General features: G+C 69.6%; 1 protein-coding gene. It reads right to left on the bottom strand.

Translation table 11 applies throughout. The features are described 5' to 3' along the window. Window positions 1–154: 154 nt before the first annotated feature. Window positions 155–26665 (bottom strand): non-ribosomal peptide synthase/polyketide synthase, encoded by a 26511-nt coding sequence (locus tag ACIQF0_RS14810; RefSeq protein WP_401029469.1) that lies wholly within the window; start codon window positions 26663–26665, stop codon window positions 155–157.

The raw sequence follows: 26665 nt of genomic DNA, 5'->3' as shown, positions 1-26665 counted from the left end.
GATATGCAGCCCATAGGACATCCGCATGAGGGTCATCAACAAGGATCATCGCGCATTTAAAATGGCACGCCGAATAGAGCTTTCGAACTCAGTGCAATTCACTGGCCCAATCGCGGCGAACCAGTGCGCTGGATGCCCCCCGAGGTCTTGCCGATCACCCACCCATCTGCTTGAGCACGGCGGCGAGACTCGCCTGATCGATGTTGGCCAGCGGGAAGTCGGACGGAGTGACGCCGCCGGCCCCTGACTGGCAGTGCTCCACCAACTCCCGCAGCACGTCCACATAACGCGCCGCGAGCCGTTCGACGGTCGCCGTCCTGTGCACGTTGGTGCTGAAATACCACTCGACCAGCAGACGGCCGTCCGATGTCTGTTCGGCCTCGATCTGCACCAGATGCGAACGGTTTCCCTGTTCGTTCTCCGTCGGCCCGCAGAGATCGGCGGGCAGTTCCCGGCGGATCAGCCCGACCGCGTCGTCGCCCGCCGCGTCGAATGCGCCGAGGTAGTTGAACAACACGGGTCGTTCGGATGCCGAGACCACTCGTTCGTCGCGTTCCAGATAACGGAGAATCCCGTATCCGACACCGCGGCGCGGCACGGTGCGCAGCTGTTCCTTGACCGCCTTGATCAGCTCGCCGTTGTCGGACGGCCGGCCGTGCCGCAGGCGCACCGGGAAGATCGACGTGAACCACCCGACGGTGCGGGACAGGTCGACGCCGTCGGCGATCGCCTCACGGCCGTGGCTCTCGAGGTCGATCGTGACGTCGCCGCTGCCGGCCCATTCGCCCAGGGTCTTGAACAGGGCGGCGAGCAGCAGGTCGTTGATCTGCGTGCGATAGGCCTTGTGGGCCTCGCCCAGCAACACCTCGGTGGACTTCGCGTCGAGCCAGGTGCGGACGGTGTCGGCCGACGCCTCGGTGTTGGCACCGCGGCTGTCGACGGGCATCGCGGTGACCCGCTCGGTCTGCGCGGCCCAGTGATCGCGTTCGGCTGATGGATCGTCGTCGTGCAGCACCTCGGCCCACTGCTGGAACGAGGTCGTCTTCGGCCCGAGCGATCCGCTTCGGTAGGCGGTGTCCAGGTCTTCCAGCAGCACGTTCCACGCCACGCCGTCCATGACGAGGTGGTGCGCGGTGAGCCCCAGCCACGCAGGCCCGGTGCCGCGGTCGAAGTAGAGCGCGGCCACCAGCGGACCGTCTGCCAGGCGCAACGACGTCTGCGCCGTGGTCATGTGCGCGATGACCTCGTCGTCGTCCTGGGCGGTGACGACGCGCAGAACTCCGTCCAGCACACCGTCGTTGTCCTGCACCCAGGTGTCCCCGTCCTGGCGGAACCTCATCCGCAGGGCGTCGTGGTGGGCGAGCACGGTGTCGAGCGCCCGCGCGAGCTTCGCCGGATCGGTGCCGGCGGCCAGCTCGAACACACCCGACCAGTTCCAGTGGTCGCGATCGGGGATGTCCTGCTCCACGAACCAGTGCTGGATCGGCGTGAGCGGAACGGGACCGGCGACGACCCCCTGTTCGGCGAGCATGACCTGCGGGGTGTCGCGCACGACGGGTGCGAGCTCGGCGATGGTCTGGTGGGCGAACACGTCCGCCACGTCCACACCCAGACCGGCCGCACGGGCCCGCGCCACGATCTGCAGGCTCAGGATCGAGTCGCCGCCCAGTTCGAAGAAGTTGTCGTGCACGCCGACGCGTTCCAGACCCAGCACCTGCGACCACACCTCGGCCAGAACGTCCTCATTGGACGTTCGCGGTGCCTCGAAGACCTCGGCCGTCGTCTCCGGCTCGGGGTCGGGCAGGCCGTTGCGGTCGACCTTGCCGTTCGGGGTGAGCGGCAGCCTTTCGAGCGCCACGAACACCGACGGCACTAAGTAGTCCGGCACCCGCTCGCGCAACCAGGACCGCAGGTCCTTCGCGCTGAACTCGCCTTCCGCGACGACGTACGCAACGAGCCGCTTGCCTCCGTGCGGTCCGCCATCCCGTGCCACCACAACGACATCACGCACGTCGGGGTGGTCGCCGATGACGATTTCGACCTCGCCCGGCTCGACCCGGTAGCCGCGGATCTTGACCTGCTCGTCGACCCGTCCCAGGAACTCGATCGTGCCGTCCGCGCGCCACCTCGCCCGGTCGCCCGTGCGGTAGAGCCGACCGCCGGTCGCGCCGAACACATCGGGCACGAACCGTTCGGCGGTCAGGTCAGGCCGGTTCACGTAGCCGCGGGCCACACCCGGACCACCGACCAGCAACTCGCCCGGGATGCCGACGGGTGCCGGACGCATGGCGTCGTCGACGATGACGGCGCGGGCTCCGGCGAGGGGCGTGCCGATGGGCACGACCGCCTGCGGGTGGTCGTCGCCCACCGGGTGGAAGATCGAGTCGATCGCCGCCTCGGTCACGCCGAACACGTTGCCGGGTGTGGCATTCGGCGCCACTTCGGCAACCGCCGTGGTCAGCGCGTCGTGCGTCCACATGTCGGTACCGGAGATCACCAGGCGCAGGCTCTCGATCTTCCCCGCGGTGCGGCAGTGCGCCGCCAGATCACGCAGCAGCATGCCCGGCACGATCTCCGCGATCGCCACGCCGTCGTTGGAAAGCGTGCTGTGCAACGATTCCACGGACACGTGCTCGTCGTGCGGCAGGAAGACCACCGTCTGCCCGAACGCCAACGCCCGCGTCATGTCGCCGATCGACACGTCGAAGCCCGGACCGGACATCGACAACACCGGACCCGGCCCGCCGAGCTCGGCCAGGCCGTCACGCCAGCCCGCGACGTAGGACGAGAGAGCGGCGTGAGTGACGGCCACGCCCTTGGGTCGCCCGGTCGAACCCGAGGTGTAGGCGATGTACGCCAGCGCGTCAGGGCTCGGGGCATCGACCGAAACCGTTGCCGTGGCACCGTCGAGCACCAGCACCTGGCCGTCGAATCCGGCCAGTTCCCCGGCGAGCTCCGTGGTCGTGACCGCGGCGACCGCACCGACGTCGTCGAGCAGGAACGCGAGACGTTCGGCGGGCAGGCCGGGGTTGACCGGCACGTACACGCCGCCGCTGCGCAACACACCCTGGAACGCCACCGCGAGGTCGATCCCGCGCGGCACCAGCACCGCGACCGGCGCCTCCACCACCACGCCGACCTGCTGGAGCCGGGCAGCCAACGCGTCCGCGCGCGCACCCAGTTCCGCGAACGTCAGGCGTTCGTCGCCGCACTTCGCGGCCACGGCGTCGGTCTGCGTCCAGCCGTGGATCAGTTCGGGCACCGGCAGTTCGGCGACCGGCACGGAGGTCTCACCCTGTGCCACGAGCTCAGCGGCCTGTTCCGGACGCTGCAACGGCAGCTCGGCGACGGGCAGTTCCGGCTCGTGAGCGACGGCGGTGAGGACGACGACCAGTTGGTTTAGAACGCGTTCGACCGTGGCGGCGTCGAACGCCGCCGTGGAGAACTCGGCCTCGATCTTGAGCGTGGCCTCCAGGTCGACCGCGAAGGTGAGCGGGTAGTTGCCCTGCTCGACGGACTCGACGGCGTCGGCCCAGTCCTCGCCGGCGTCGGCGGGTGCCTCCTCCTGCGGGTAGTTGCCGAACACCACGATGCTGTCGAACAACCCGCGGCCGTGCGGCACGGCGGACCACCGCTGCACGTCGACCAACGGCGTGAACTCGAACCGCTGCAGCGCGACCTGGTTGTCCCGCAGCTCGTGCAACCAGGTGGCGAACGGCGTCCTGCCGGGGATCGCGGCGCGCACCGGCAGCGTGTTGATGAACAACCCGACCATCGACTCGACCCCGGCCAGATCAGCCGGACGGCCGGACACGGTCAGGCCGAACACCACGTCGTCCTCACCCGAACTCGCGGAGAGCACCTTGGCCCACGCGGCCTGCACGACCGTCGACAACGTGACGCGCTCGCGCCGGGCCAGTTCCACGAGCCTCGCGGTGACGTCCTCGGTGAGGTCCGTGCGCCGCCGGTCCTGGGCGTAGTGGCTCGCGGCCAGGCGGTCCACCGGCAACGCCGTGGGCGCCTCGAACCCGTCCAGGTAGGTGCGCCAGAACCCTTCGGTGGCAGCGGGATCACGCCGGCCGAGCCAGGCGATGTAGTCGCGGTACGGACGCACCGGCGCCAACGCCTGCCGCTGGTACGCGGCGGACACCTCGTCCATCACGACGGGCAGGCTCCACCCGTCGCACAAACCCTGGTACAGGCCCCAGACCAGCCAGTTCCGCCCGTCACCCCGGTCGACCAGGTACAGGCGTGTGAGTGGCGGCCGCGCCAGGTCGAACCCGAGCGCACGGTCGTCGGACAGAAGGCGTTGGAGCCGTTCCTGTTGCGCGGCCTCGTCCAGCTCCGACCAGTCGTGGGTGCTCAGCGGCACCTCGACGTCGGCCAGCACGATCTGCACGGGTTCGCTGACGCCCTCCCACACGAACCCGCTGCGGAGCGCGGCGTGCCGGCTGATCACCTGACGCCACGCCTCGGCCAGCCGTCCGGCGTCGATCGGACCGGCCAGGTCGTAGACGCCCTGACCCCAGTAGAGCCCGTCGCCTTCTTCCGGGGCACCGACGACACCGAACAACATGCCCGACTGCACCGGCGCCAGCCGGTAGACGTCCACAAGGGACGGACGGGTTCTCGTCAGCCCGTCGACCTCGGCCTGGGTGAGGGTGGCCAGCGGGAAGTCCGACGGCGTGCACCCACCTGCGGCCGACCGGCAGTGCTCGACCAGGTCGCGCAAGGCCTCGACGTACCTGGCCGCGACCCGTTCGACGGTCGCCGTGTCGTGCCGGTTGGTCGAGTGGAACCACTCGATGGACAGCCGCCCGTCAGCGGTCTGCTGCACCTCGAGCTGCAACAGATGCGAGCGGGTCCCGCCCTCGCCCTCGCTCGGCCCGGCCAGGTCGCCGTCCAGTTCGCGGCGGATCAGTCCCGCGTCGTCGCTGGCGTCGTGCGCCCCGAGGTAGTTGAACAACACCGGCCTGGCCGGTGCTTCGGTCAGTTCGTTGCGCAGCCAGCGCAACACGCCGTAGCCGACGCCACGACGCGGCACCGCCCGCAGCTGTTCCTTGACCGACTTGATCGCCTTCGCCGGGTCGCGCTCGTTGGTCAGTCGCACCGGGAAGATCGACGTGAACCACCCGACGGTGCGCGACAAGTCCGCGCCTTCGCGGCCGTGGCTCTCCAGGTCCACGGTGACGTGATCGCTGCCGGCCCACTCACCCAGCGCCTGGGCCAGGGCCGCCAGCAGCAGGTCGTTGCCTTGCGTGCGATACGCCTTGTGCGCGTCGCCGAGCAGAGTCGCGGTCGTGTCCGCGTCCAGCCACGACTGCACGATCGCCTCGGACGTGTCCGCGTTCGGACCGCTGCCATCGGCCGGGAGCGCCACCACGTCCGCGGTCGCCGCAACCCAGTGCTCGCGTTCGCCGCTGGCGTCATCTTCCTGCAGTTGCAACGCCCACTGCTGGAACGAGGTCGTCTTCGGCCCGAGCTTGCCGCCGTTGTAGGCGGTGTCGAGGTCTTCGAGCAGCACGTTCCACGACACGCCGTCCATCACCAGGTGATGCACGGTCAACCCCAGCCAAGCAGGCTCCGAGCCGCGATCGAAGAACACCGCCGCCAGCAGCGGACCATCCGCCAGCCGCAACGACTTCTGCGCCGCGGTCATCTCCGCAACCACGTCCCCTTCGGCGACGCGCAGGAACCCGCCGGTGACCGGCGCGCTGTACTGGTTGTCCGGCGTGAACCGGATGCGCAACGCGTCGTGGTGCGCCACAACGGCATCGAGTGCCTTGCTGAGGCGTTCGGGATCGGTGCCGGGGGCCAGTTCGAACACGCCCGACCAGTTCCAGTGGTCGCGGTTCGGGATGTCCTGCGCCAGGAACCAGCGCTGGATCGGCGTCAGCGGCACCGGTCCGGTGACCACACCCTGCTCGGCAAGGGTCGTCTCCGGGGCGTTGCGCACGACCGGTGCCAGCTCGGCCACCGACTGATGGGCGAACACGTCCGCCACGTCGATGCCGAGTCCGGCGGCACGGGCCCTGGCCACGATCTGCAGACTCAGGATCGAGTCGCCACCGAGTTCGAAGAAGTTGTCATGCACACCAACGCGTTCGACGCCCAGCACGCCACTCCACACCGCGGCGAGGGTCTCCTCGGCGGCGGTCCGAGGTGCGACGTACGCCTCTCCCGTCTTCTCGGGCTCGGGATCGGGCAGACCTCGCCGGTCGACCTTGCCGTTCGGCGTCAGCGGCAACCGCTCCAGGGCCACGAACACCGACGGCACCAGGTAGTCCGGCACCCGCTCCCGCAACCACGAGCGCAGCTCCAGACCGCTGGCGTCCTCGGCCACCACGTAGGCGACCAGCCGCTTGCCTCCGTGCGGTCCGCCATCCCGTGCCACCACAACGACATCACGCACGCCGGGGTGGTCGCCGATGACGACCTCGACCTCGCCCGGCTCGACCCGGTAGCCGCGGATCTTGACCTGCTCGTCGACCCGTCCCAGGAACTCGATCGTGCCGTCCGCACGCCATCTCGCCCGGTCACCCGTGCGGTAGAGCCGGCCACCAGCCAGGCCGAAGACGTCCGGCACGAACCGTTCGGCGGTCAGGTCAGGCCGGCCGACATAGCCCTGGGCCACACCGGCACCACCGACCAGCAACTCGCCCGGCACACCCACCGGCACCGGCCGCAACGAGCCGTCCACCACGAACGCCTGTGCGCCCGCGAGCGGAGTGCCGATCGGGACCACGGCGGCAGGATGGTCCTCGCCCACCGGGTGGAAGATCGAGTCGATGGCCGCCTCGGTCACGCCGAACACGTTGCCCGGCACGGCATTCGGCGCCACTTCGGCAACCGCGCTCGTCAACGCGTCATGCGTCCACATGTCCGTGCCGGAGATCACCAGACGCAGGCTCTCGACCGGTCCGGCAGTGCGGCAGTGCGCCGCCAGATCACGCAGCAGCATGCCCGGCACGATCTCCGCGATCGCCACGTCATGCGTGCGCAGCGTGTGGTGCAACGACTCGACCGACACGTGCTCGTCGTGCGGCAGGAACACCACCGTCTGACCGAACGCCAACGCCCGCGTCATGTCCCCAATGGACACGTCGAAACCCGGACCGGACATCGACAGGACCGTGCCCGGACCGCCCAACTCAGCCAGCCCGTCACGCCAGCCGGCGACGTAAGAGGAAAGTGCGGCATGGGTGACGGCCACGCCCTTGGGCCGGCCCGTCGAACCCGAGGTGTACGCGATGTACGCCGGCGAGGACGGGGAAATTGAGGTGGGCGACAGGGCGGAGCCCGCGGAAAGGCCGATCGGAGCGGCGTTCGCGGACACGTCGTCCACCAGCAGCACTTCCCCGCCGAACCCGGCGAGCTCGCCTGCCAAAGCCGAAGTCGTGACCACCGCCACCACCCCGGCATCAGCCAGCAAGAACGCCAGCCGTTCAGAAGGCAGGCCAGGATTGACCGGCACGTACACGCCACCGCTGCGCAGCACACCCTGGAAGGCGACCGCCAGCTCGATCCCGCGCGGCACCAGCACGGCGACCGGCGACCCCACTGCCACCCCGGCCTGCTGAAGCCGAGCAGCGAGGGCGTCGGCCCGAGTGCCCAGTTCGGCGAACGTCAGCCGTTCGTCGCCACAGATCACCGCAACCTCGGAGGAGGCCCATCCGGCGATCAGGTCCGGCACCGGCCGTTCGACCGCAGGCGTGGCGGTGCTGCCCCACCGGACGATCTCGGCGGCCTGGGCCGGGCGGTGCAGCGGGACGTCCCGGACGAGCAGGTCCGGCCGTCGCGCGACCGCCGTCAGCACGACCGCGAGCTGGTCGAGGATTCGTTCGACCGTGGCGGCGTCGAAAGCGGCCGTGGAGAACTCCGCCTCGATCTTGAGCGTGGCCTCCAGGTCGACCGCGAACGTGAGCGGGTAGTTGCCCTGCTCGACCGAGTCGACGGCCTGCAAGCCACCGAGGTCTTCCGGCAGCTCCTCCTGCGGGTAGTTGCCGAACACCACGATGCTGTCGAACAGCGCCCGGCCGTGCGGCACGGCAGACCACCGCTGCACGTCCACCAGCGGCGTCCACTCGAAGCGTTGCACCGCGACCTGGTTGTCCCTCAGGTCGTGCAACCACGAGGTGAACGGCACGTCCGCGGGCACGGTGGCCCGCACCGGCAGCGTGTTGATGAACAGGCCGACCATCGACTCGACCCCGGCCAGATCCGCCGGACGACCGGACACGGTCAGACCGAACACCACGTCGTCCTCGCCGGACGTGTCCGCCAGGACCTTGGCCCACGCGGCCTGCACGACCGTCGACAACGTGACGCGCTCACGCCGGGCCAGCGCCACCAGTTCGGCCGTCACGTCGTCGTCGAGGTGCGTGCGGCGGCGGTCCTGGTCGTAGTGGCTCGCGGCCAACCGGTCCGCTGGTAGCGGCGTCGGCGCCTCGAACCCCTCCAGGTAGGTGCGCCAGAAGGCTTCCGGCTCGGCCGGGTCACGTCCGTCCAGCCACGCGATGAAGTCCCGGTAGGGCCTGGTGGGTTCGAGGGCGCCGCCCTGGTAGGCGGCGGACACCTCGTCCATCACGACGGGCAGACTCCACCCGTCGCACAATCCCTGGTACAGGCCCCAGACCAGCCAGTTCCGCCCGTCACCCCGATCGACGAGGTGCAGACGCATCAACGGCGGCCGGGCGAGGTCGAAGCCGAGCGCGCGGTCGTCGGCCAGGAGGTGCTGGAGCTGTTCCTGTTGCCTGGCCTCGTCGAGACCCGACCAGTCGTGGGCCGTCAACGGCACCTCGACGTCGCCGAGCACGACCTGCACCGGCTCGGCCACGCCCTCCCACACGAACCCGCTGCGCAGAGACGCGTGCCGGGTGACCACCTGACGCCACGCCGCCGCGAACCGCTCCCCGTCGATCGGACCGGCCAGGTCGTAGACGCTCTGCGCCCAGTAGAGGCCGTCGACAGGAGAGCCCACGACGCCGAACAACATGCCCGACTGCACCGGCGCCAACCGGTACACGTCCGTCAGCGGATAACGCCCCGCGAGCCCGTCGATCTCGCCCTGTGCCAACGACGCCAGCGGGAAGTCCGACGGCGTGAAGCCCGAGACGCCGGAACGGCAATGCGCCACCAAGGCGCGCAACGCCTCGACGTACCGGGCGGCGACCCGTTCGACGGTCGCCGTGTCGTGCCGGTTGGTCGAGTGGAACCACTCGATGGACAGCCGCCCGTCAGCGGTCTGCTGCACCTCGAGCTGCAACAGATGCGAGCGGGTCCCGCCTTCGCCCTCACCCGGCCCGGCCAGGTCGCCGTCCAGCTCTCGACGGATCAGGCCGGTGGAATCGTTCGTGTCGTGCGCGCCGAGGTAGTTGAACAACACCGGCCTGGGCCGTGCCTCGGCCAGATCACCCTTCAGCCAACGCAAAGCGCCGTAGCCGACACCGAGACGCGGCACCGCCCGCAGCTCTTCCTTCACCGACTTGATCGCCGCACCGGGATCGGTGTGGTGGCTCAGTCGCACCGGGAAGATCGACGTGAACCACCCGACCGTGCGTGACAGATCCGCGCCCTCGCGACCGTGGCTCTCCAGGTCGACCGTGACGTGGCCGGTGCCGGCCCACTCGCCCAACGTCTGGGCGAGCGCGGTCAGCAGCAGGTCGTGGCCCTGCGTGCGGTACGCCTTGTGCACCTCGCCCAGCAACGACGCGGTCGTCTCGGCATCCAGCCACGACTGCACGATCGCCTCGGACGCAGCGCTGTTCGGACCGTCACCGTCAGCGGGAAGCTCGACCACGTCCGCGGTCGCCGCGATCCAGTGGTCGCGTTCGCCGTCATCGTCCTGCGGCTGCGACGCCCACTGCTGGAACGACGTCGTCTTCGGCGCGAGCTCTCCACCCCGATAGACCGTGTCGAGGTCCTCCAGCAGCACGTTCCACGACACGCCATCCATCACCAGGTGATGCACGGTCAAACCGAGCCAAGCAGGCTCCGAGCCGCGGTCGAAGAACACGGCAGCCAGAAGCGGACCATCCGCCAGCCGCAACGACTTCTGCGCCGCGGTCATTTCCGCGACCACGTCCCCTTGGACAACCCGCAAGAACCCGCCGCCATCGACCGGCGCGTTGTGCTGGCTGTCCGGCGTGAACCGGATGCGCAACGCGTCGTGGTGCGCCACAACGGCATCGAGTGCCTTGCTGAGGCGTTCGGGATCGGTGCCGGGGGCCAGTTCGAACACACCCGACCAGTTCCAGTGGTCGCGGTTCGGAATGTCCTGTGCCAGGAACCACCGCTGAATCGGCGTGAACGGCACCGGACCTGTGACCACACCTTGTTCGGCCAGCGTCACCGCAGGAGCGTCACGCACCGCAAGAGCCAGCTCGGCAATGGTCTGGTGGGCGAACACGTCCGCCACGTCCACGCCCAACCCAGCCGCCCGAACGCGAGCCACGATCTGCAGACTCAGAATCGAGTCGCCACCCAGCTCGAAGAAGTTGTCATGCACACCAACGCGTTCCGCACCCAGGGCCTTCGACCAGACTGCGGCCAGGGCTTCCTCGGCAGCGGTTCGAGGCGCGATGTAAGCCTCGGTCGTCTCGGGTTCGGGGTCAGGCAGACCGCGACGGTCGACCTTCCCGTTCGGCGTCAGCGGCAACCGCTCCAGCGACACGAACACCGACGGCACCAGGTAATCCGGCACCCGCTCCCGCAACCAAGAACGCAGCTCCAGACCACTCGCGTCCTCGGCAACGACATAAGCAACAAGCCGCTTACCGCCGTGCGGTCCACCATCCCGTGCCACCACAACCACATCACGCACACCGGGGTGATCGCCGATGACAACTTCGACCTCGCCCGGCTCGACCCGATAACCACGGATCTTCACCTGCTCGTCCACGCGCCCCAGGAACTCGATCGTCCCGTCCGCACGCCACCGAGCCCGGTCACCCGTCCGATATAGACGATCGCCGGAGCCGGTGAACACATCGGGAACGAACCGCTCCGCGGTCAGGTCCGGCCGGCCCACATACCCCTGGGCCACACCGGAACCACCCACCAACAGCTCACCCGGCACACCCACCGGAACCGGCCGCAACGACCCGTCCACCACGAACGCCTGTGCGCCGGCCAAAGGCGTGCCGATCGGCACCACCGCCGCCGGATGATCGTCGGTCACGGCGTGGAAGATCGAGTCGATGGCCGCCTCGGTCACCCCGAACACGTTGCCCGGCACCGCATTCGGCGCCACCTCCGCAACGGCGCTCGTCAACGCGTCGTGCGTCCACATGTCCGTACCCGAGATCACCAAGCGAAGGCTCTCCACCGCGCCCGCGGTCCGGGAGTACGCCGCCAGATCGCGCAGGAGCATGCCGGGCACGATCTCCGCGACCTCAACCTCGTGGTTGAGCAAGGTGCGGTGCAACGACTCCACGGTCACATGCTCGTCGTGCGGCAGGAACACCACCCGCTCGCCGAACGCCAACGCCCGCGTCATATCGCCAATGGACACGTCGAACCCAGGGCCGGACATCGACAGAACGGTGCCGGGTCCGCCCAATGCGGCCAGCCCGTCACGCCAACCGGCAACGTAGGACGAGAGAGCGGCATGGGTGACGGCCACACCCTTCGGGCGGCCGGTCGAACCCGACGTGTACGCGATGTACGCCAGTGCGGACGGGGAGATCAGGGTGGGCGGCAAGCCGGCGTTGGCGGACATGTCGTCCACCAGCAGCACTTCCCCGTCGAACCCGGCCAGCTCCGCCACCAGAGCCGAAGTCGTGACCACCGCCACCACTCCGGCATCGGCCAGCAGGAACGCCAGCCGTTCAGCAGGCAGGCCAGGATTCACCGGCACGTACACGCCACCGGAACGCAGCACACCCTGGAACGCCACCGCCAGCTCAAGCCCACGCGGCACCAGCACGGCGACCGACGACCCGACCGCAACACCGGCCCGCTGAAGGCGAGCGGCCAGAGCATCCGCCCGAGCACCCAGTTCGGCGAACGTCAGCTGCTCATCACCGCACACCGCGGCGACCTCGGCCGAGGCCCATCCGGCGATCAGGTCCGGCACCGGCCGTTCGGCAGCAGGCACGGGGGTAGCGCCCCACGCCACCAACTCCGCCGCCCGCTCAGGACGCTGCACCGGTACGTCCCGCACAGCCAGCTCGGGCCGTTCCGCCACGGCGGTCAGCACCACCGTGAGCTGGTCGAGGATCCGTTCGACCGTCACAGCGTCGAAAGCGGCCGTCGAGAACTCCGCCTCGACCCGCAACGTGCGCTCCAGGTCCACGGCGAAGGTCAGCGGGTAGTTGCCCTGCTCCACCGAGTCCGCGGCCTGCACCCCGCCCAGGTCTTCCGGCAGTTCCTCCTGCGGATAGTTGCCGAACACCACGATGGAGTCGAACAACGCCCGGCCGTGCGGCACGGCAGACCACCGCTGCACGTCCACCAACGGCGTGTACTCGAACCGTTGCAGCGCAACCTGATTGTCCTGCAACTCAGGCAGCCACGCGCAGAACGGCGTGTCGGTGGGCACGACGGCCCGCACCGGCAGCGTGTTGATGAACAACCCGACCATCGACTCGACCCCGGCCAGATCCGCCGGACGTCCCGACACGGTCAGGCCGAAGACCACGTCCTCGTCACCCGAGTACGTCGACAGCAGCAACGCCCACGCCGCCTGCACGACCGTCGACAACGTCACGCGCTCGCGGCGGGCCAGCTCGACGAGCCTGGCGGTGACGGTCTCGTCCAGGTGCGTGCGCCGCCGGTCCTGGTCGTAGTGGCTCGCGGCCAGCCGATCGACCGGAAGTGCCGTGGGAGCCTCGAAACCGCCCAGGTACGTGCGCCAGAACCCTTCGGACTCGGCCGAGTCACGCCGGCCCAGCCACGCGATGAAGTCCCGGTAGGACCGCACGGGCTCCAGCGACTTGCTCTGATAGACGGCGGACACCTCGTCCATCACGACGGGCAGACTCCACCCGTCGCACAAACCCTGGTACAGCCCCCAGACCAGCCACAACCGGCCCTCGCCGCGATCCACCAGGTACAACCGCGTCAACGGCGGAGCAGCCAGATCAAAGCCCAGCGCCCGATCCTCGGCCAGCAACTCGCGCAATCGTTCCTGCTGTTCAACGTCGTCGAGACGAGACCAGTCGCGCAGGTCCAACGGAACGTCGACATCCGCGAGCACGACCTGCACCGGTTCGCTGACGCCCTCCCACACGAACCCGCTGCGCAACGCCGCATGCCGAGCGATCACCGACCGCCAGGCATCGGCGAGGCGCGCGAAGTCCAGCGGACCGGTCAGGTCGTAGACCCCTTGGCCCCAGTAGAGGCCGTCGACGGGAGAACCCGCGACACCGAACAACATGCCCGACTGCACAGGTGCCAACCGGTGCACGTCCACCAGCGGATACCGCTCGGCCAGCCGATCGATCTCGGGCTGAGCCAGCGACGCCAACGGGAAGTCCGACGGCGTGAAGCCCGCAGCCCCAGAACGGCAATGCTCGACCAACGCGCGCAACGCCTCGACGTACCGGGCCGCGACCCGTTCGACGGTGGCGGTGTCGTGGAGGTTGTGGCTGAAATGCCACTCGAACCGCAGGCGTCCTTCGACGTCCTGCTGGGCTTCGATCTGCAGGACGTGCGACCGCGTCCCGCCCGGTCCCCCGCTCGGACCGGCCAGTTCGGCGGGAAGTTCCCGGCGGATCAGGCCGACCGAGTCGACCGCGTCGAACGCGCCCAGGTAGTTGAACAACACCGGCCGATCCACGGCATCGGCCAACTCCCCCTGCAACCACCGCAAAGCGCCGTAACCCACACCACGACGCGGCACCGCACGCAGCTCCTCCTTCACGGCCTTGATCGCCGCCGACGGAGTGCTCTCGTGCGTGAGGCGGACCGGGAAGATCGACGTGAAGTACCCGACGGTGCGCGACAGGTCCACCCCGTCCGCCACCGCCTCACGGCCGTGGCTCTCCAGATCCACCGTCACGTGGCCGGTGCCCGTCCACTCCCCCAACGCCTGGGCGAGAGCGGTCAGCAGCAGGTCGTTGCCCTGGGTGCGGTAGGCGCGGTGGGCGTCGCTCAGCAAAGCCGCGGTGGTGCCGGCGTCCAGCCACGTCCGCACGACACCGGCCGACGTCTCAGTGTTGAGTCCCTGGTGGTCCTGGGGCAGTTCCACGACGTCAGCGGTCTGGGCCTGCCAGATCTCCCGCTCGGCCCGTGCGTCCAGGTCCTGCAGGACCTCGGCCCACTGCTGGAACGACGTCGTCTTCGGCCCGAGCTTGCCGCCGTTGTAAGCGGTGTCGAGGTCCTCCAGCACCACGTTCCACGACACGCCGTCCATCACCAGGTGATGCACGGTCAACCCGAACCACGCGGGCTCCGGCCCGCGATCGAAGAACACGGCAGCGAGGAGCGGTCCGTCAGCCAGCCGCAACGACTTCTGGGCCGCGGTCATCTCCGCGACCACGTCCCCTTGGACGACTCGCAGGAGCCCGCCGCCGCCGACCGGCGCGTTGTACTGGCCGGCACCGAACCGGATCCGCAACGCGTCGTGATGGGAGACAACGGCATCGAGCGCCCGGCCAAGCCGCACAGGATCCGTGCCGGGGGCCAGTTCGAAGATGCCCGACCAGTTCCAGTGGTCGCGGTCAGGGATGTCCTGCGCCAGGAACCAGTGCTGGATCGGCGTCAGCGGAACCGGACCGGTGACCACACCCTGTTCGGCCAGGGTCACCACGGGCGTGTCACGCACGACGCCCGCCAGCGCGGCGACCGTCTGGTGCGCGAACACGTCCGCCACCTCGACACCCAGACCAGCCGCACGAACACGGGCCACGATCTGCAAGCTCAGGATCGAGTCGCCACCGAGCTCGAAGAAGTTGTCGTGCACGCCGACACGGTCGACGCCCAGCACGCCGCTCCACACGGCCGCCAGAGTTTCCTCAGCGGCGGTCCGGGGCGCGACATAAGCCTCCCCCGTCACGTCAGGTTCCGGGTCGGGCAGGCCACGCCGATCGACCTTCCCGTTCGGCGTCAGCGGCAACCGGTCCAACGACACGAACACCGACGGCACCAAGTAGTCCGGCACCCGCTCACGCAACCACGAGCGCAGCTCCAGACCACTAGCGTCCTCAGCCACCACGTACGCCACCAGGCGTTTACCGCCGTGCGGTCCACCATCCCTCGCTACCACAACGACATCACGCACACCGGGATGGTCACCGATGACAACTTCGACCTCGCCCGGCTCGACCCGATAACCACGGATCTTCACCTGCTCGTCGACACGGCCGAGGAACTCGATCGTCCCGTCCGCGCGCCACCGAGCCCGGTCACCGGTCCGGTACAACCGGCCGCCCGCGCCGAACACGTCGGGCACGAAACGCGCGGCCGTGAGGTCAGGACGTCCCAGGTAGCCACGCGCGACACCGGCGCCACCGACCAGCAGTTCGCCAGGAACCCCGACGGGAACCGGCCGCAGCGCGGAGTCGACCACGACCGCGCGAGCGCCGGCCAGCGGCGTACCGATCGGCACGACGGCGGCAGGGTGGTCCTCCGTGACGGCGTGGAAGATCGAGTCGATGGCCGCCTCGGTCACACCGAACACGTTGCCCGGCACCGCATTCGGCGCCACCTCCGCAACGGCGCTCGTCAACGCGTCGTGCGTCCACATGTCCGTACCCGAGATCACCAGACGCAGGCTCTCCACCGCACCCGCGGTCCGGCAGTACGCAGCCAGGTCACGCAGGAGCATGCCCGGCACGATCTCGGCGACCTCGATCCGGTGCTCCAGCAGCGTCGCGTGCAGCGACTCCACCGACACGTGCTCGTCGTGCGGCAGGAACACCACCCGCTGACCGAACGCCAAGGCACGCGTCATGTCCCCAATGGACACGTCGAACCCAGGACCGGACATCGACAACACCGGTCCAGGCCCGCCCAACGCGGCCAGACCATCGCGCCACCCCGCCACGTAGGAGGAAAGAGCGGCATGGGTGACGGCCACGCCCTTGGGACGGCCGGTCGAGCCGGAGGTGTAGGCGATGTACGCCAGTGCGGAGGGATCAATCGGGGTAGGTGGCCAGTCGGAGTCCGCGGCCGCACCGTCCACCAGCAGGACTTCCCCGCCGAACCCGGCCAGCTCCCCCACCAGAGCCGGGGTGGTGACCACCGCCACCACCCCGGCATCATCCAGCAGGAACTCCAGCCGTTCAGCAGGAAGCCCAGGATTCACCGGCACGTACACACCACCAGAACGCAACACGCCCTGGAACGCGACAGCCAACTCAAGCCCGCGCGGCACCAGCACGGCGACCGGCGACTCCACCGCAACACCGGCCTGCTGAAGCCGAGCGGCCAACGCATCGGCCCGCGTGCTCAGCTCGGCGAACGTCAAGCTCTCCGAGCCGCAGACCACCGCGACCTCGTCCGAGGCCCATCCGGCGATCAGCTCGGGCACGGGCGCCTCAGCGACCGGGACCGGGGTCTCACCCCACGCCACCAACTCCGCGGCCTGCGTCGGACGCTGAAGCGGCACGTCCGCGACCGCCAGATCGGGCCGTTCCGCGACCGCCGTGAGCACGACCACCAACTGGTCGAGGATCCGTTCCACCGTCACGGCGTCGAAAGCGGCCGTCGAGAACTCCGCCTCGACCCGCAACGTGCGCTCCAGGTCGACCGCGAAGGTCAGCGGGTAGTTGCCCTGCTCCACCGAGTCGACGCTGGCGTACCCGTCGGGCACGGCGGACAGGTCGTCCGGCAGTTCCCGGTGGGGGTAGTTGCCGAACACGACGATCGAGTCGAACAGCGCGCGGCCACCCGGCACCGCAGACCAGCGCTGCACGTCCACCAGTGGCGTGTACTCGAAGCGCTGCAGCGCGACCTGGTTGTCCCGAAGCTCGCGCAGCCACGACGTGAACGGCACGTCCGAAGGCACCACGGTCCGCACCGGCAGCGTGTTGATGAACAACCCGACGATCGACTCCACGCCGGCCAGCTCACCGGGACGACCCGAGACGGTCAGGCCGAACAGCACGTCGTCCTCGCCGGACGACGCGGACAGGACCTTGGCCCACGCCGCCTGCACGACCGTCGACAACGTCACGCGCTCACGCCGTGCCAACTCCACCAGCTTGGTGGTGACGCCCTCGTCCAGCACGGTCTTGCGGCGGTCCTGCGCGTAGTGGCTGGCCGCCAGCCGATCCACCGGCAACGGCGTCGGCGCCTCGAACCCGTCCAGGTTCTTCCGCCAGAACCCCTCGGACTCGTCCGGATCGCGTCCGTCGAGCCACGCGATGAACTCGCGGTAGGACCGCACCGGAGCGAGCGACGCACCGTCGTACGCGGCGAGCACCTCGTCCATGACGACGGGCAGACTCCACCCGTCGCACAAACCCTGGTACAGCCCCCAGACCAGCCACGACCGGCCCTCGCCGCGATCCACCAGGTACAACCGCGTCAACGGCGGAGCGGCCAGATCGAAGCCCAACGCCCGATCCTCGGCCAGCAACTCACGCAGCCGGACGTGCTGAGTGTCTGGATCCACCCCGGAGAAGTCGCGCAGTTCCACCGGAACGTCGACGTCGGCCAGCACGACCTGCACCGGTTCGCTGACGCCCTCCCAGACGAACCCGCTGCGCAGAGCCGCATGCCGGCCGACCACCGAACGCCACGCCTGCGCCAATCGCTCGGCATCGACAGGACCGGCCAGGTCGTAGACGCTCTGCCCCCAGTAGAGGCCGTCGACAGGAGAGCCCACGACGCCGAACAACATGCCCGACTGCACGGGCGACAACCGGTAGACGTCCGTCAGCGGATAACGCCCGGCCAGTCCGTCGAACTCGTTCTGCGTCAACGAAGCCAACGGGAAGTCCGACGGAGTGAATCCGGAAACCCCGGACTGGCAGTGCGCCACCAACGTGCGCAACGCCTCGACGTACCGGGCAGCGACCCGCTCCACGGTGCCCGAGTCGTGCAGGTTCGTGCTGTGCAGCCAGTCGATCCGCAACCGGCCGTCGTCCGCGCGGACGACCTCCAACTGCAGCGGGTAGGCCCGCGATCCACCAGGCCCCTGCATCGGGCCGGCCAGTTCGGCGGGAAGCTCGCGGCGGATCAGCCCGACCGAGTCGACCGCGTCGAACGCGCCCAGGTAGTTGAACAACACCGGCCGATCTACAGCATCGGCCAACTCCCCCTGCAACCACCGCAAAGCGCCGTAACCCACACCACGACGCGGCACCGCACGCAGCTGCTCCTTGACGGCCTTCACGGTCGCACCGACGTCCGCGTACCGGCTCAGCCGCACCGGGAAGATCGACGTGAACCAGCCGACCGTGCGGGACAGGTCCAAGTCCTCACGGCCGTGGCTTTCCAGGTCGACCGTGACGTGATCGGTGCCCGCCCACTCCCCCAGCACGTTCGCCAGGGCGGCGAGCAGCAGGTCGTTGGCCTGCGTCCGATAAGCCTTGTGCGCCTCGCCGAACAGCGCGGCGGTGGTGTCGGCGTCCAGCCAGGTGCTCACCACGGCACCGGACGCCTCGGTGTTCGGGCCGTCGCCGTCGACCGGCAGCACGACCACGTCCGACGTCGCCGCGACCCAGTGGTCCCGTTCCCCGCCGGCCTCCAGCTCCAGCAGGTGTTCGGCCCACTGCTGGAACGAGGTCGTCTTGGGCCCCAACGCTTCCGAGCGGTACGCGGTGTCGAGGTCCTCCAGCAACACGTTCCACGACACGCCGTCCATCACCAGGTGATGCACGGTCAAACCAAGCCACGCTGGCTCCGAGCCGCGATCGAAGAACACGGCGGCCAGAAGCGGACCATCGGCCAACCGCAACGACTTCTGCGCCGCGGTCATCTCCGCGACCACGTCTTCGTCTCCGGCAACGACACGCAGGAACCCACCGCCGCCGACGGGAGCGTTGTGCTGGTCGGCACCGAACCGGATCCGCAGCGCGTCGTGGTGCGCGACGAGAACGTCGAGCGCCTGCTCCACCCGGCCAGGATCGGTGCCAGGAGCCAGTTCGAACATGCCCGACCAGTTCCAGTGGTCGCGATCAGGGATGTCCTGCGCCAGGAACCAGTGCTGGATCGGCGTCAGCGGCACCGGACCGGTGACCACCCCCTGCTCCGCCAACGAGTCCACAGGCGTCTCACGCACGGCGAGAGCGAGTTCGGCGACCGTCTGGTGGGCGAACACGTCCGCCACGTCGACACCCAAACCAGCCGCGCGAACACGAGCCACGATCTGCAGGCTCAGGATCGAGTCGCCACCGAGCTCGAAGAAGTTGTCCTGCACGCCAACACGGTCGACACCCAGCACGCCACTCCACACCGCCGCGAGCGTCTCCTCGACAACGTTCCGAGGCGCGACATACGTCTCAGCGGGAGTCTCGGGTTCGGGGTCGGGCAGACCTCGACGGTCGACCTTCCCGTTCGGCGTCAGCGGCAACCGTTCCAGGGCCACGAACACCGACGGCACCAGGTAGTCCGGCACCCGCTCCCGCAACCACGACCGCAGAACCGAACCGCTGAACTCACCCTCGGCAACGACATAAGCGACAAGACGCTTACCGCCGTGCGGCCCGCCATCACGAGCCACCACAACGACATCACGCACGTCAGGGTGATCACCGATGACGACTTCGACCTCGCCCGGCTCGACCCGATAACCACGGATCTTCACCTGCTCGTCCACACGACCCAGGAACTCGATCGTCCCGTCCGCACGCCACCGAGCCCGGTCACCCGTCCGATAAAGCCGCCCACCCGACGCACCGAACACATCGGGCACGAACCGCTCCGCGGTCAGATCCGGCCGGCCCACATACCCCTGCGCCACACCGGAACCACCGACCAGCAGCTCACCGGGAACGCCCACCGGCACCGGCCGCATCGTGGAATCGACCACGACGGCCCGAGCCCCGGCCAGCGGCGTACCGATCGGCACGACGGCGGCAGGATGGTCCTCCGTGACGGCGTGGAAGATCGAGTCGATGGCCGCCTCGGTCACCCCGAACACGTTGCCCGGCACCGCATTCGGCGCCACCTCCGCAACGGCGCTCGTCAACGCGTCATGCGTCCACATGTCCGTACCCGAGATCACCAGGCGCAGCGACTTGACCGGCCCGGCCTCCCGGCAATGCGCTGCCAGGTCGCGCAACAGCATGCCCGGCACGATCTCCGCGACCTCGACCTCGTGATCCACCAAGGTCTCGTGCAGCGACTCCACCGTCACGTGCGAGTCGTGCGGCAAGAACACCAACGTCCGGCCGAACGCCAGCGCCCGCGTCATGTCCCCGATCGACACGTCGAACCCAGGACCGGACATCGACAGCACCGTGCCCGGACCGCCCAGGTCGGCGAGCCCTTCCCGCCAGCCCGCCACGTAAGACGACAACGCGGCGTGCGTCACCGCCACACCCTTGGGCCGGCCCGTGGAGCCCGACGTGTAAGCCACGTACGCCAACGCATCGGGATCGATCCGCACGGGCAACGCACCGAAACCGGGAGACTCGTCGTCCAGCAACAGCACCCGAGCGAACCCGGCCAGCTCACCGGCCAGGGCCGAAGTGGTGACCGCTACCGTCGCGCCGACGTCAGCCAGCAGGAACGCCAGACGTTCGGCGGGAAGCCCGGGGTTGATCGGCACGTACACGCCACCACTGCGCAGCACGCCCTGGAAGGCGACCGCCAGCTCGATCCCCCGCGGCACCAGCACGGCGACCTTCGAACCGACCGTCACTCCGGCGTCCTGGAGCCGACCGGCCAGTGCTTCAGCCCGGAAACCCAGGTCGGAGAACGTCAGGCTCTCCGCACCGCACACCACGGCGACCTCGGGCGAGATGCGGGCCCAGTCGTCGATCAGGTCCGGCACCGGCCGTTCGACGGCGGGCTCGGGAGTCTCTCCCCACGCCACCAACTCGGCGGCCTGCTCCGGACGCTGCAACGGGACGTCCCGCACCGCCAGGTCAGGCCGCTCCGCCACGGCCGTGAGCACGACCATCAGCTGGTCGAGGACGCGTTCAACGGTCGCGGCGTCGAAGGCGGCGGTGGAGAACTCGGCCTCGATCTTGAGCGTGGTGTCCACGTCGACCGCGAAGGTGAGCGGGTAGTTGCCCTGCTCCACCGAGTCGAGCAACGGCGACAGCTCGAAGTCGGCCACGCGGGTCTGGCCGCCGGGATAGTTGCGCAGCACGACGATGCTGTCGAACAACGCGCGGCCGCCCGGCACGGACGACCAGCGCTGCGCGTCGACCAGCGGCGTGTACTCGAACCGTTGCAGGGCACCCTGGTTGTCCCGCAACGCACGCAGCCACGACGTGAACGGCACGTCCGAGGGCACCACGACCCGTACCGGCAACGTGTTGATGAACAGGCCCACGGTCGACTCGACCCCGGCCAGCTCAGGCGGTCGGCCCGACACCGTGAGGCCGAAGACCACGTCGTCCTCACCCGAGGTCGCCGACAGCACCTTCGCCCACGCCGCCTGCACCACCGCGGACAGGGTCACGCGCTCACGACGGGCCAGGTCGACGATCTTGGCTGTGACGTCCGCGGTCAGCGCGGTCCGCCGCCGGTCCTGTGCGTAGTGGTTGGCCGCCAAGCGATCCACCGGCAACGGCGTCGGCGCTTCGAAACCGTCCAAACAGGACCGCCAGAACGCCTCGGACTCGCCCGGATCACGCCGGTCCAGCCACGAGATGAACTCCCGGTACGACCGCGCCGGAGCGAGCGGTGAGCCGTCGTACGCGGCGAGCACCTCGTCCAGGACGACGGGCAGACTCCACCCGTCGCACAAACCCTGGTACAGCCCCCAGACGAGCCAGTACTGCCCGAGACCCCGATCGACGAGGTACAGGCGCGTCAACGGCGGCGCGGCCAGGTCGAAGCCCAGCGCCCGATCCTCGGCCAGCAACTCGCGCAGCCGGACGTGCTGGGTGTCCGAGTCCAGCCCGGAGAAGTCGCGCAGTTCCACCGGAACGCCGACATCGGCCAGCACGACCTGCACCGGTTCGCTGACGCCCTCCCACACGAACCCGCTGCGCAACGCCGCCTGCCGGGCGATGACCGAACGCCACGCGCCGGCCAGCCGGTCGGCGTCGACGGTGCCGGTGAGCTCGTAGATCCCTTGGCCCCAATAGAGCCCGTCCTCCTCGACCGGCGCACCCACGACCCCGAACAGCATGCCCGACTGCACCGGTGCCAACCGGTACACGTCCGCCAGTCCTGGGAACCGCGTCGCCAGCCGGTCGATCTCGTGTTGCGCCAACGACGCCAGCGGGAAGTCCGACGGCGTGACACCGGAGACCCCGGACCGGCAGTGCGCGACCAGCGCCTCCAGTTCCCGCTGGTACGCCGAGGCCAGCCGCTCGACCGTCGCCGCCTCGTGCAGGCCGGCGCTGTAGTGCCACTCGACCTGAAGCTGCCCGTCGGCGGTGCGCGTCACCTCGAGGTTCAGCACGTGGGACCGGGTGCCACGCCCGGCGGTCGCGGCGCCTCGCAAGTTCGCGGGCAGCTCACGGCGCAGCAGATCCCCGGTGCCCGCGGCCGATCCCAGGTAGTTGAACAGCACCGGCCGTTCCGGCGCATCGACCAGCTCACCGTGCAGCCAACGCAAAGCGCCATAGCCCACACCACGGCGCGGTACAGCGCGCAGCTGTTCCTTGACGACCTTCACCGTCTCACCAAGATCCTCGTGCCGGCTCAGCCGCACCGGGAAGATCGACGTGAACCAGCCGACCGTGCGCGACAGGTCCATCCCGTCGGCGATCGCCTCGCGACCGTGGCTCTCCAGGTCGATGGTGAGCTCGTCAGTGCCCGCCCACGGGCCCAGCGTGCGCACCAGGGCCGCCAGCAGCAGATCGTTGCCCTGCGTGCGATACGCCTTGTGCGCGTCGCCCAGCAACGCGGCGGTCGTCCCGGCGTCCAGCACCGTCGTGTGGATCCGCGCGGATGACTCGTCGTTGGGCCCGTCGCCGTCGATCGGCAGCGCGACCACGTCCGATGTCGCAGCGACCCAGTGGTCCCGTTCACCGCTGGGGTCGAACGTCTGAAGCCGCTCGGCCCACTGCTGGAACGAAGTCGTCTTCGGCTCGAGCTTGCCACCGTTGTAAGCGGTGCCGAGATCCTCCAGCAGCACGTTCCACGACACGCCGTCCATCACCAGGTGGTGAACGACGAGCCCCAGCCACGCGGGCTCCGAACCACGATCGAAGAACACCGCCGCCACCAGCTGACCATCGGCCAGCCGCAACGACTTCTGCGCCACGGTCATCTCCGCGACCACGTCACCTTGGACGACACGCAGGAAACCGCTGCTCACCGGCGCGTTGTACTGGCTCTCCGGCGCGAACCGTATCCGCAGCGCGTCGTGGTGCGCCACAACGGCATCGAGTGCCCGGCTCAGTCGATCCGGGTCGGTGCCGGGCGCCAGCTCGAACACGCCCGACCAGTTCCAGTGGTCCCGGTCCTGGACGTCCTGCGCCAGGAACCAGTGCTGGATCGGCGTCAGTGGCACCGGTCCGGTGACCACGCCCTGCTCCGCCAGCGTCACCACAGGGGTCTCGCGCACGACGGCCGCCAGTTCGGCGACCGTCTGGTGGGACAGCACTTCGGCGACGCCGAGCCCCAGACCGGCGGCACGGGCGCGCGCCACGATCTGCAGGCTCAGGATCGAGTCGCCGCCCAGTTCGAAGAAGTTGTCGTGCACGCCGACGCGCCTGACACCCAGCACCTGCGACCACACGGCCGCCAGGATGTCCTCAATGGACGTCCGCGGCGCCTCGTAGGCCTCGCTCGTCTCGGGTTCGGGGTCGGGCAGACCCCGGCGGTCGACCTTCCCGTTCGGCGTCAGCGGCAACCGCTCCAACGACACGAACACAGACGGCACGAGGTAATCCGGCACCCGCTCCCGCAGCCAGGCCCGCAGTTCCAGCCCACTGGCGTCCTCCGCCACCACGTAGGCGACCAGCCGCTTACCGCCGTGCGGCCCGCCATCACGCGCCACCACAACGACATCACGCACACCGGGGTGATCGCCGATCACGACCTCGACCTCGCCCGGCTCGACCCGATAACCACGGATCTTCACCTGCTCGTCCACCCGGCCGAGGAACTCCAGCACTCCGTCGGCACGCCACCGCGCCCGGTCACCGGTGCGGTACAACCGTCCGCCGGACCCGCCGAACACGTCGGGAAGGAAACGTTCCGCGGTCAGATCCGGGCGGCCCACATACCCCTGCGCCAGACCGGCGCCGCCGACCAGCAACTCGCCCTCGACGCCGACGGGCACCGGCCGCAGCAAGCCGTCCACGACGAAAGCGTCGACACCGGCCAGTGGCCCGCCGATCGGCACGATCTCGCCCTCGTGCTCCGGCCGGGCCGTCACGGGGTGGAAGATCGAGTCGATCGCGGCCTCGGTCACACCGAACACGTTGCCCGGCAGGGCATTGGGCGCCACGTCCGCGACGGCGGACACGAGTGCGTCGTACGTCCACATGTCGGTGCCGGAGATGACCAGGCGCAGCGACTCGACCGGCCCCGCCTCCCGACAGTGGGCGGCGAGGTCGCGCAGGAGCATGCCGGGCACGATCTCGGCGACCTCGACCTCGTGGCCGAGCAACGTCCGGTGCAGGGACTCGACCGACACGACCTCGTCGTGCGGCAGGAACACCACCGTCTGACCGAACGCCAACGCCCGCGTCATGTCGCCGATGGACACGTCGAACCCAGGGCCCGACATCGACAGAACGGTGCCGGGTCCACCCAACGGTTCGAGCGCGTGGCGCCAGCCGGCGACGTACGACGACAACGCGGCGTGCGTGACCGCCACGCCCTTGGGCCGCCCCGTCGATCCAGAGGTGTAAGCCACGTATGCCAACGCAGAGGAGTCGATGGGTACCGGCAAGGCATCTGCCGGAGCCAGGTCGTCCAGCACCAGCACCTCGCCGGCGAACCCGGTCAACTCCCCCGCCAGGGCCGACGTCGTGACCACAGCGACCACACCGGCATCAGCCAGCAGGAACGCCAGCCGTTCAGCGGGAAGCCCAGGGTTCACCGGCACGTACACGCCCCCGGAACGCAGCACGCCGTGGAACGCCACAGCCAGCTCAAGCCCCCGCGGCACCAGCACGGCAACCGGCGACGCGACCGTCACTCCGGCCTGCTGGAGCCGCGCGGCGAGCGCGCCGGATCGTTCTCCGAGCTCGCCGAAGGAGATCTGGTCTTCGCCGCACACGACCGCGGGCTGCTCAGGCTGTGCCGCGACGTGGCCCGCGACGAGGTCGGGAACGCTCGGGGTGCTGTCCGCAGCGGCCCCCGCTCCCCAACGCCCGGTGCGGCGCAGGTCCACAGTGGACGAAGACACCGCGCTGTCCACCGGCCCGCGGGCGAGCCGGTCGAGCACGTCCAGGAACCGTTCCTCGTGCAGGGCCAGTTCGGCGTCGGCGGCCACGCCGTCCTCGACGTCGACGTCCAGCCACGCCTGGTCTCCGCGAGACCAGCCGTAGGTCGTGACGGTCAGGTCCCGGATGGGACCGACCGCCAGGTTGCGAGGCGCGTCGGCGTGCACCGAGGGACCGAAAGAACGCGGCCGGTTGAAGTCGACCACGTTGAGCGTGGGACCGAACCAGGCGCCGGTGCCGGTGACCCCGAGCTGCCGGGCGAGGTCCTCGCCCCGGTAGCGGGAGTGGGCGGTGATCTCGGCCAGCCGCGCGGTGGTCGCGTCGGCGAGCCGCCGGATCGTCGTGCCGTCCGGCAGATGCAGCACCACGGGTGCGACGCCGGCCAGCAACCCAGGAGTCGCGCGGGCCAGCGGGGTGCGGCGGGCGGCCGTGGGGAGGCTGAACACCACGTCGTCGCGATCGGTCAGCTGCCGCTGGTAGGCGGCGAACGCCGACACGAGGAAGTGCGGGACGCGCAGACCCAGTTCGGCGCAGCGTGCGAGAACGGCACCGCGCAGCGCCGCGTCGACCGCGACCGTGCGCCGCCGTGAGGGCCGCTGCCGTTCGGGGCGGCGTTCGTCCTGGCGGTCACCGATCACGTCCGCGACCGAGTCCAGCCAGTACCGCTCGTCAGCGGCCCGGTCCGCGGACCGCCGGTACGCCTGGTCCTCGGCCACGACGTCGGCCCAGGCACCGAAGTAACGCGGCCGGTGCTCGCCGGAGTAAACCTCGGCCACGCGTTGCGTGAGCAGGTTGAACGAGAAGATGTCGGAGATCAGGTGGTGCGCCCGGTGGTACCACCAGTTCTCGCCGTCGGAGACGCGCAGCAGCGTCCACCGCCAGAGCGGTGCCGTGCGGTGGTCGACCTGCCGGGCGCCGTCGGCGTGCATCCACGCCCGCGCCGCGGCCGCCGGATCGTCCTGCCCGCGGAGATCCACCACCGGCAGCACGTCGACGGGCAGTTCGTCCGCGAACGCCTGCCACGGCGCACCGTCCGCGTGCTCGCCGAAGAACAGCCGATAGGCATCGGTCTCCCCGGCCACGACGCGGGCGCTCGCGCGCAGGAGTTCCTCGTCGAGAGGACCGCGAAGCACCACGTACTGAGCAGGGTTGAACTCCGGAGCGTCCCCCGACAGCTCCGCCGACAACCACATGTCCACCTGCGCCGCGGTCAGCGAGTGCCGAACGCCAGGCGCACCCCCCTCGACCAC

This window comes from Lentzea sp. NPDC092896, from assembly GCF_044754905.1.
Classification (GTDB): Bacteria; Actinomycetota; Actinomycetes; order Mycobacteriales; family Pseudonocardiaceae; genus Lentzea.
This window is presented reverse-complemented; position numbering and strand designations above follow the sequence as displayed.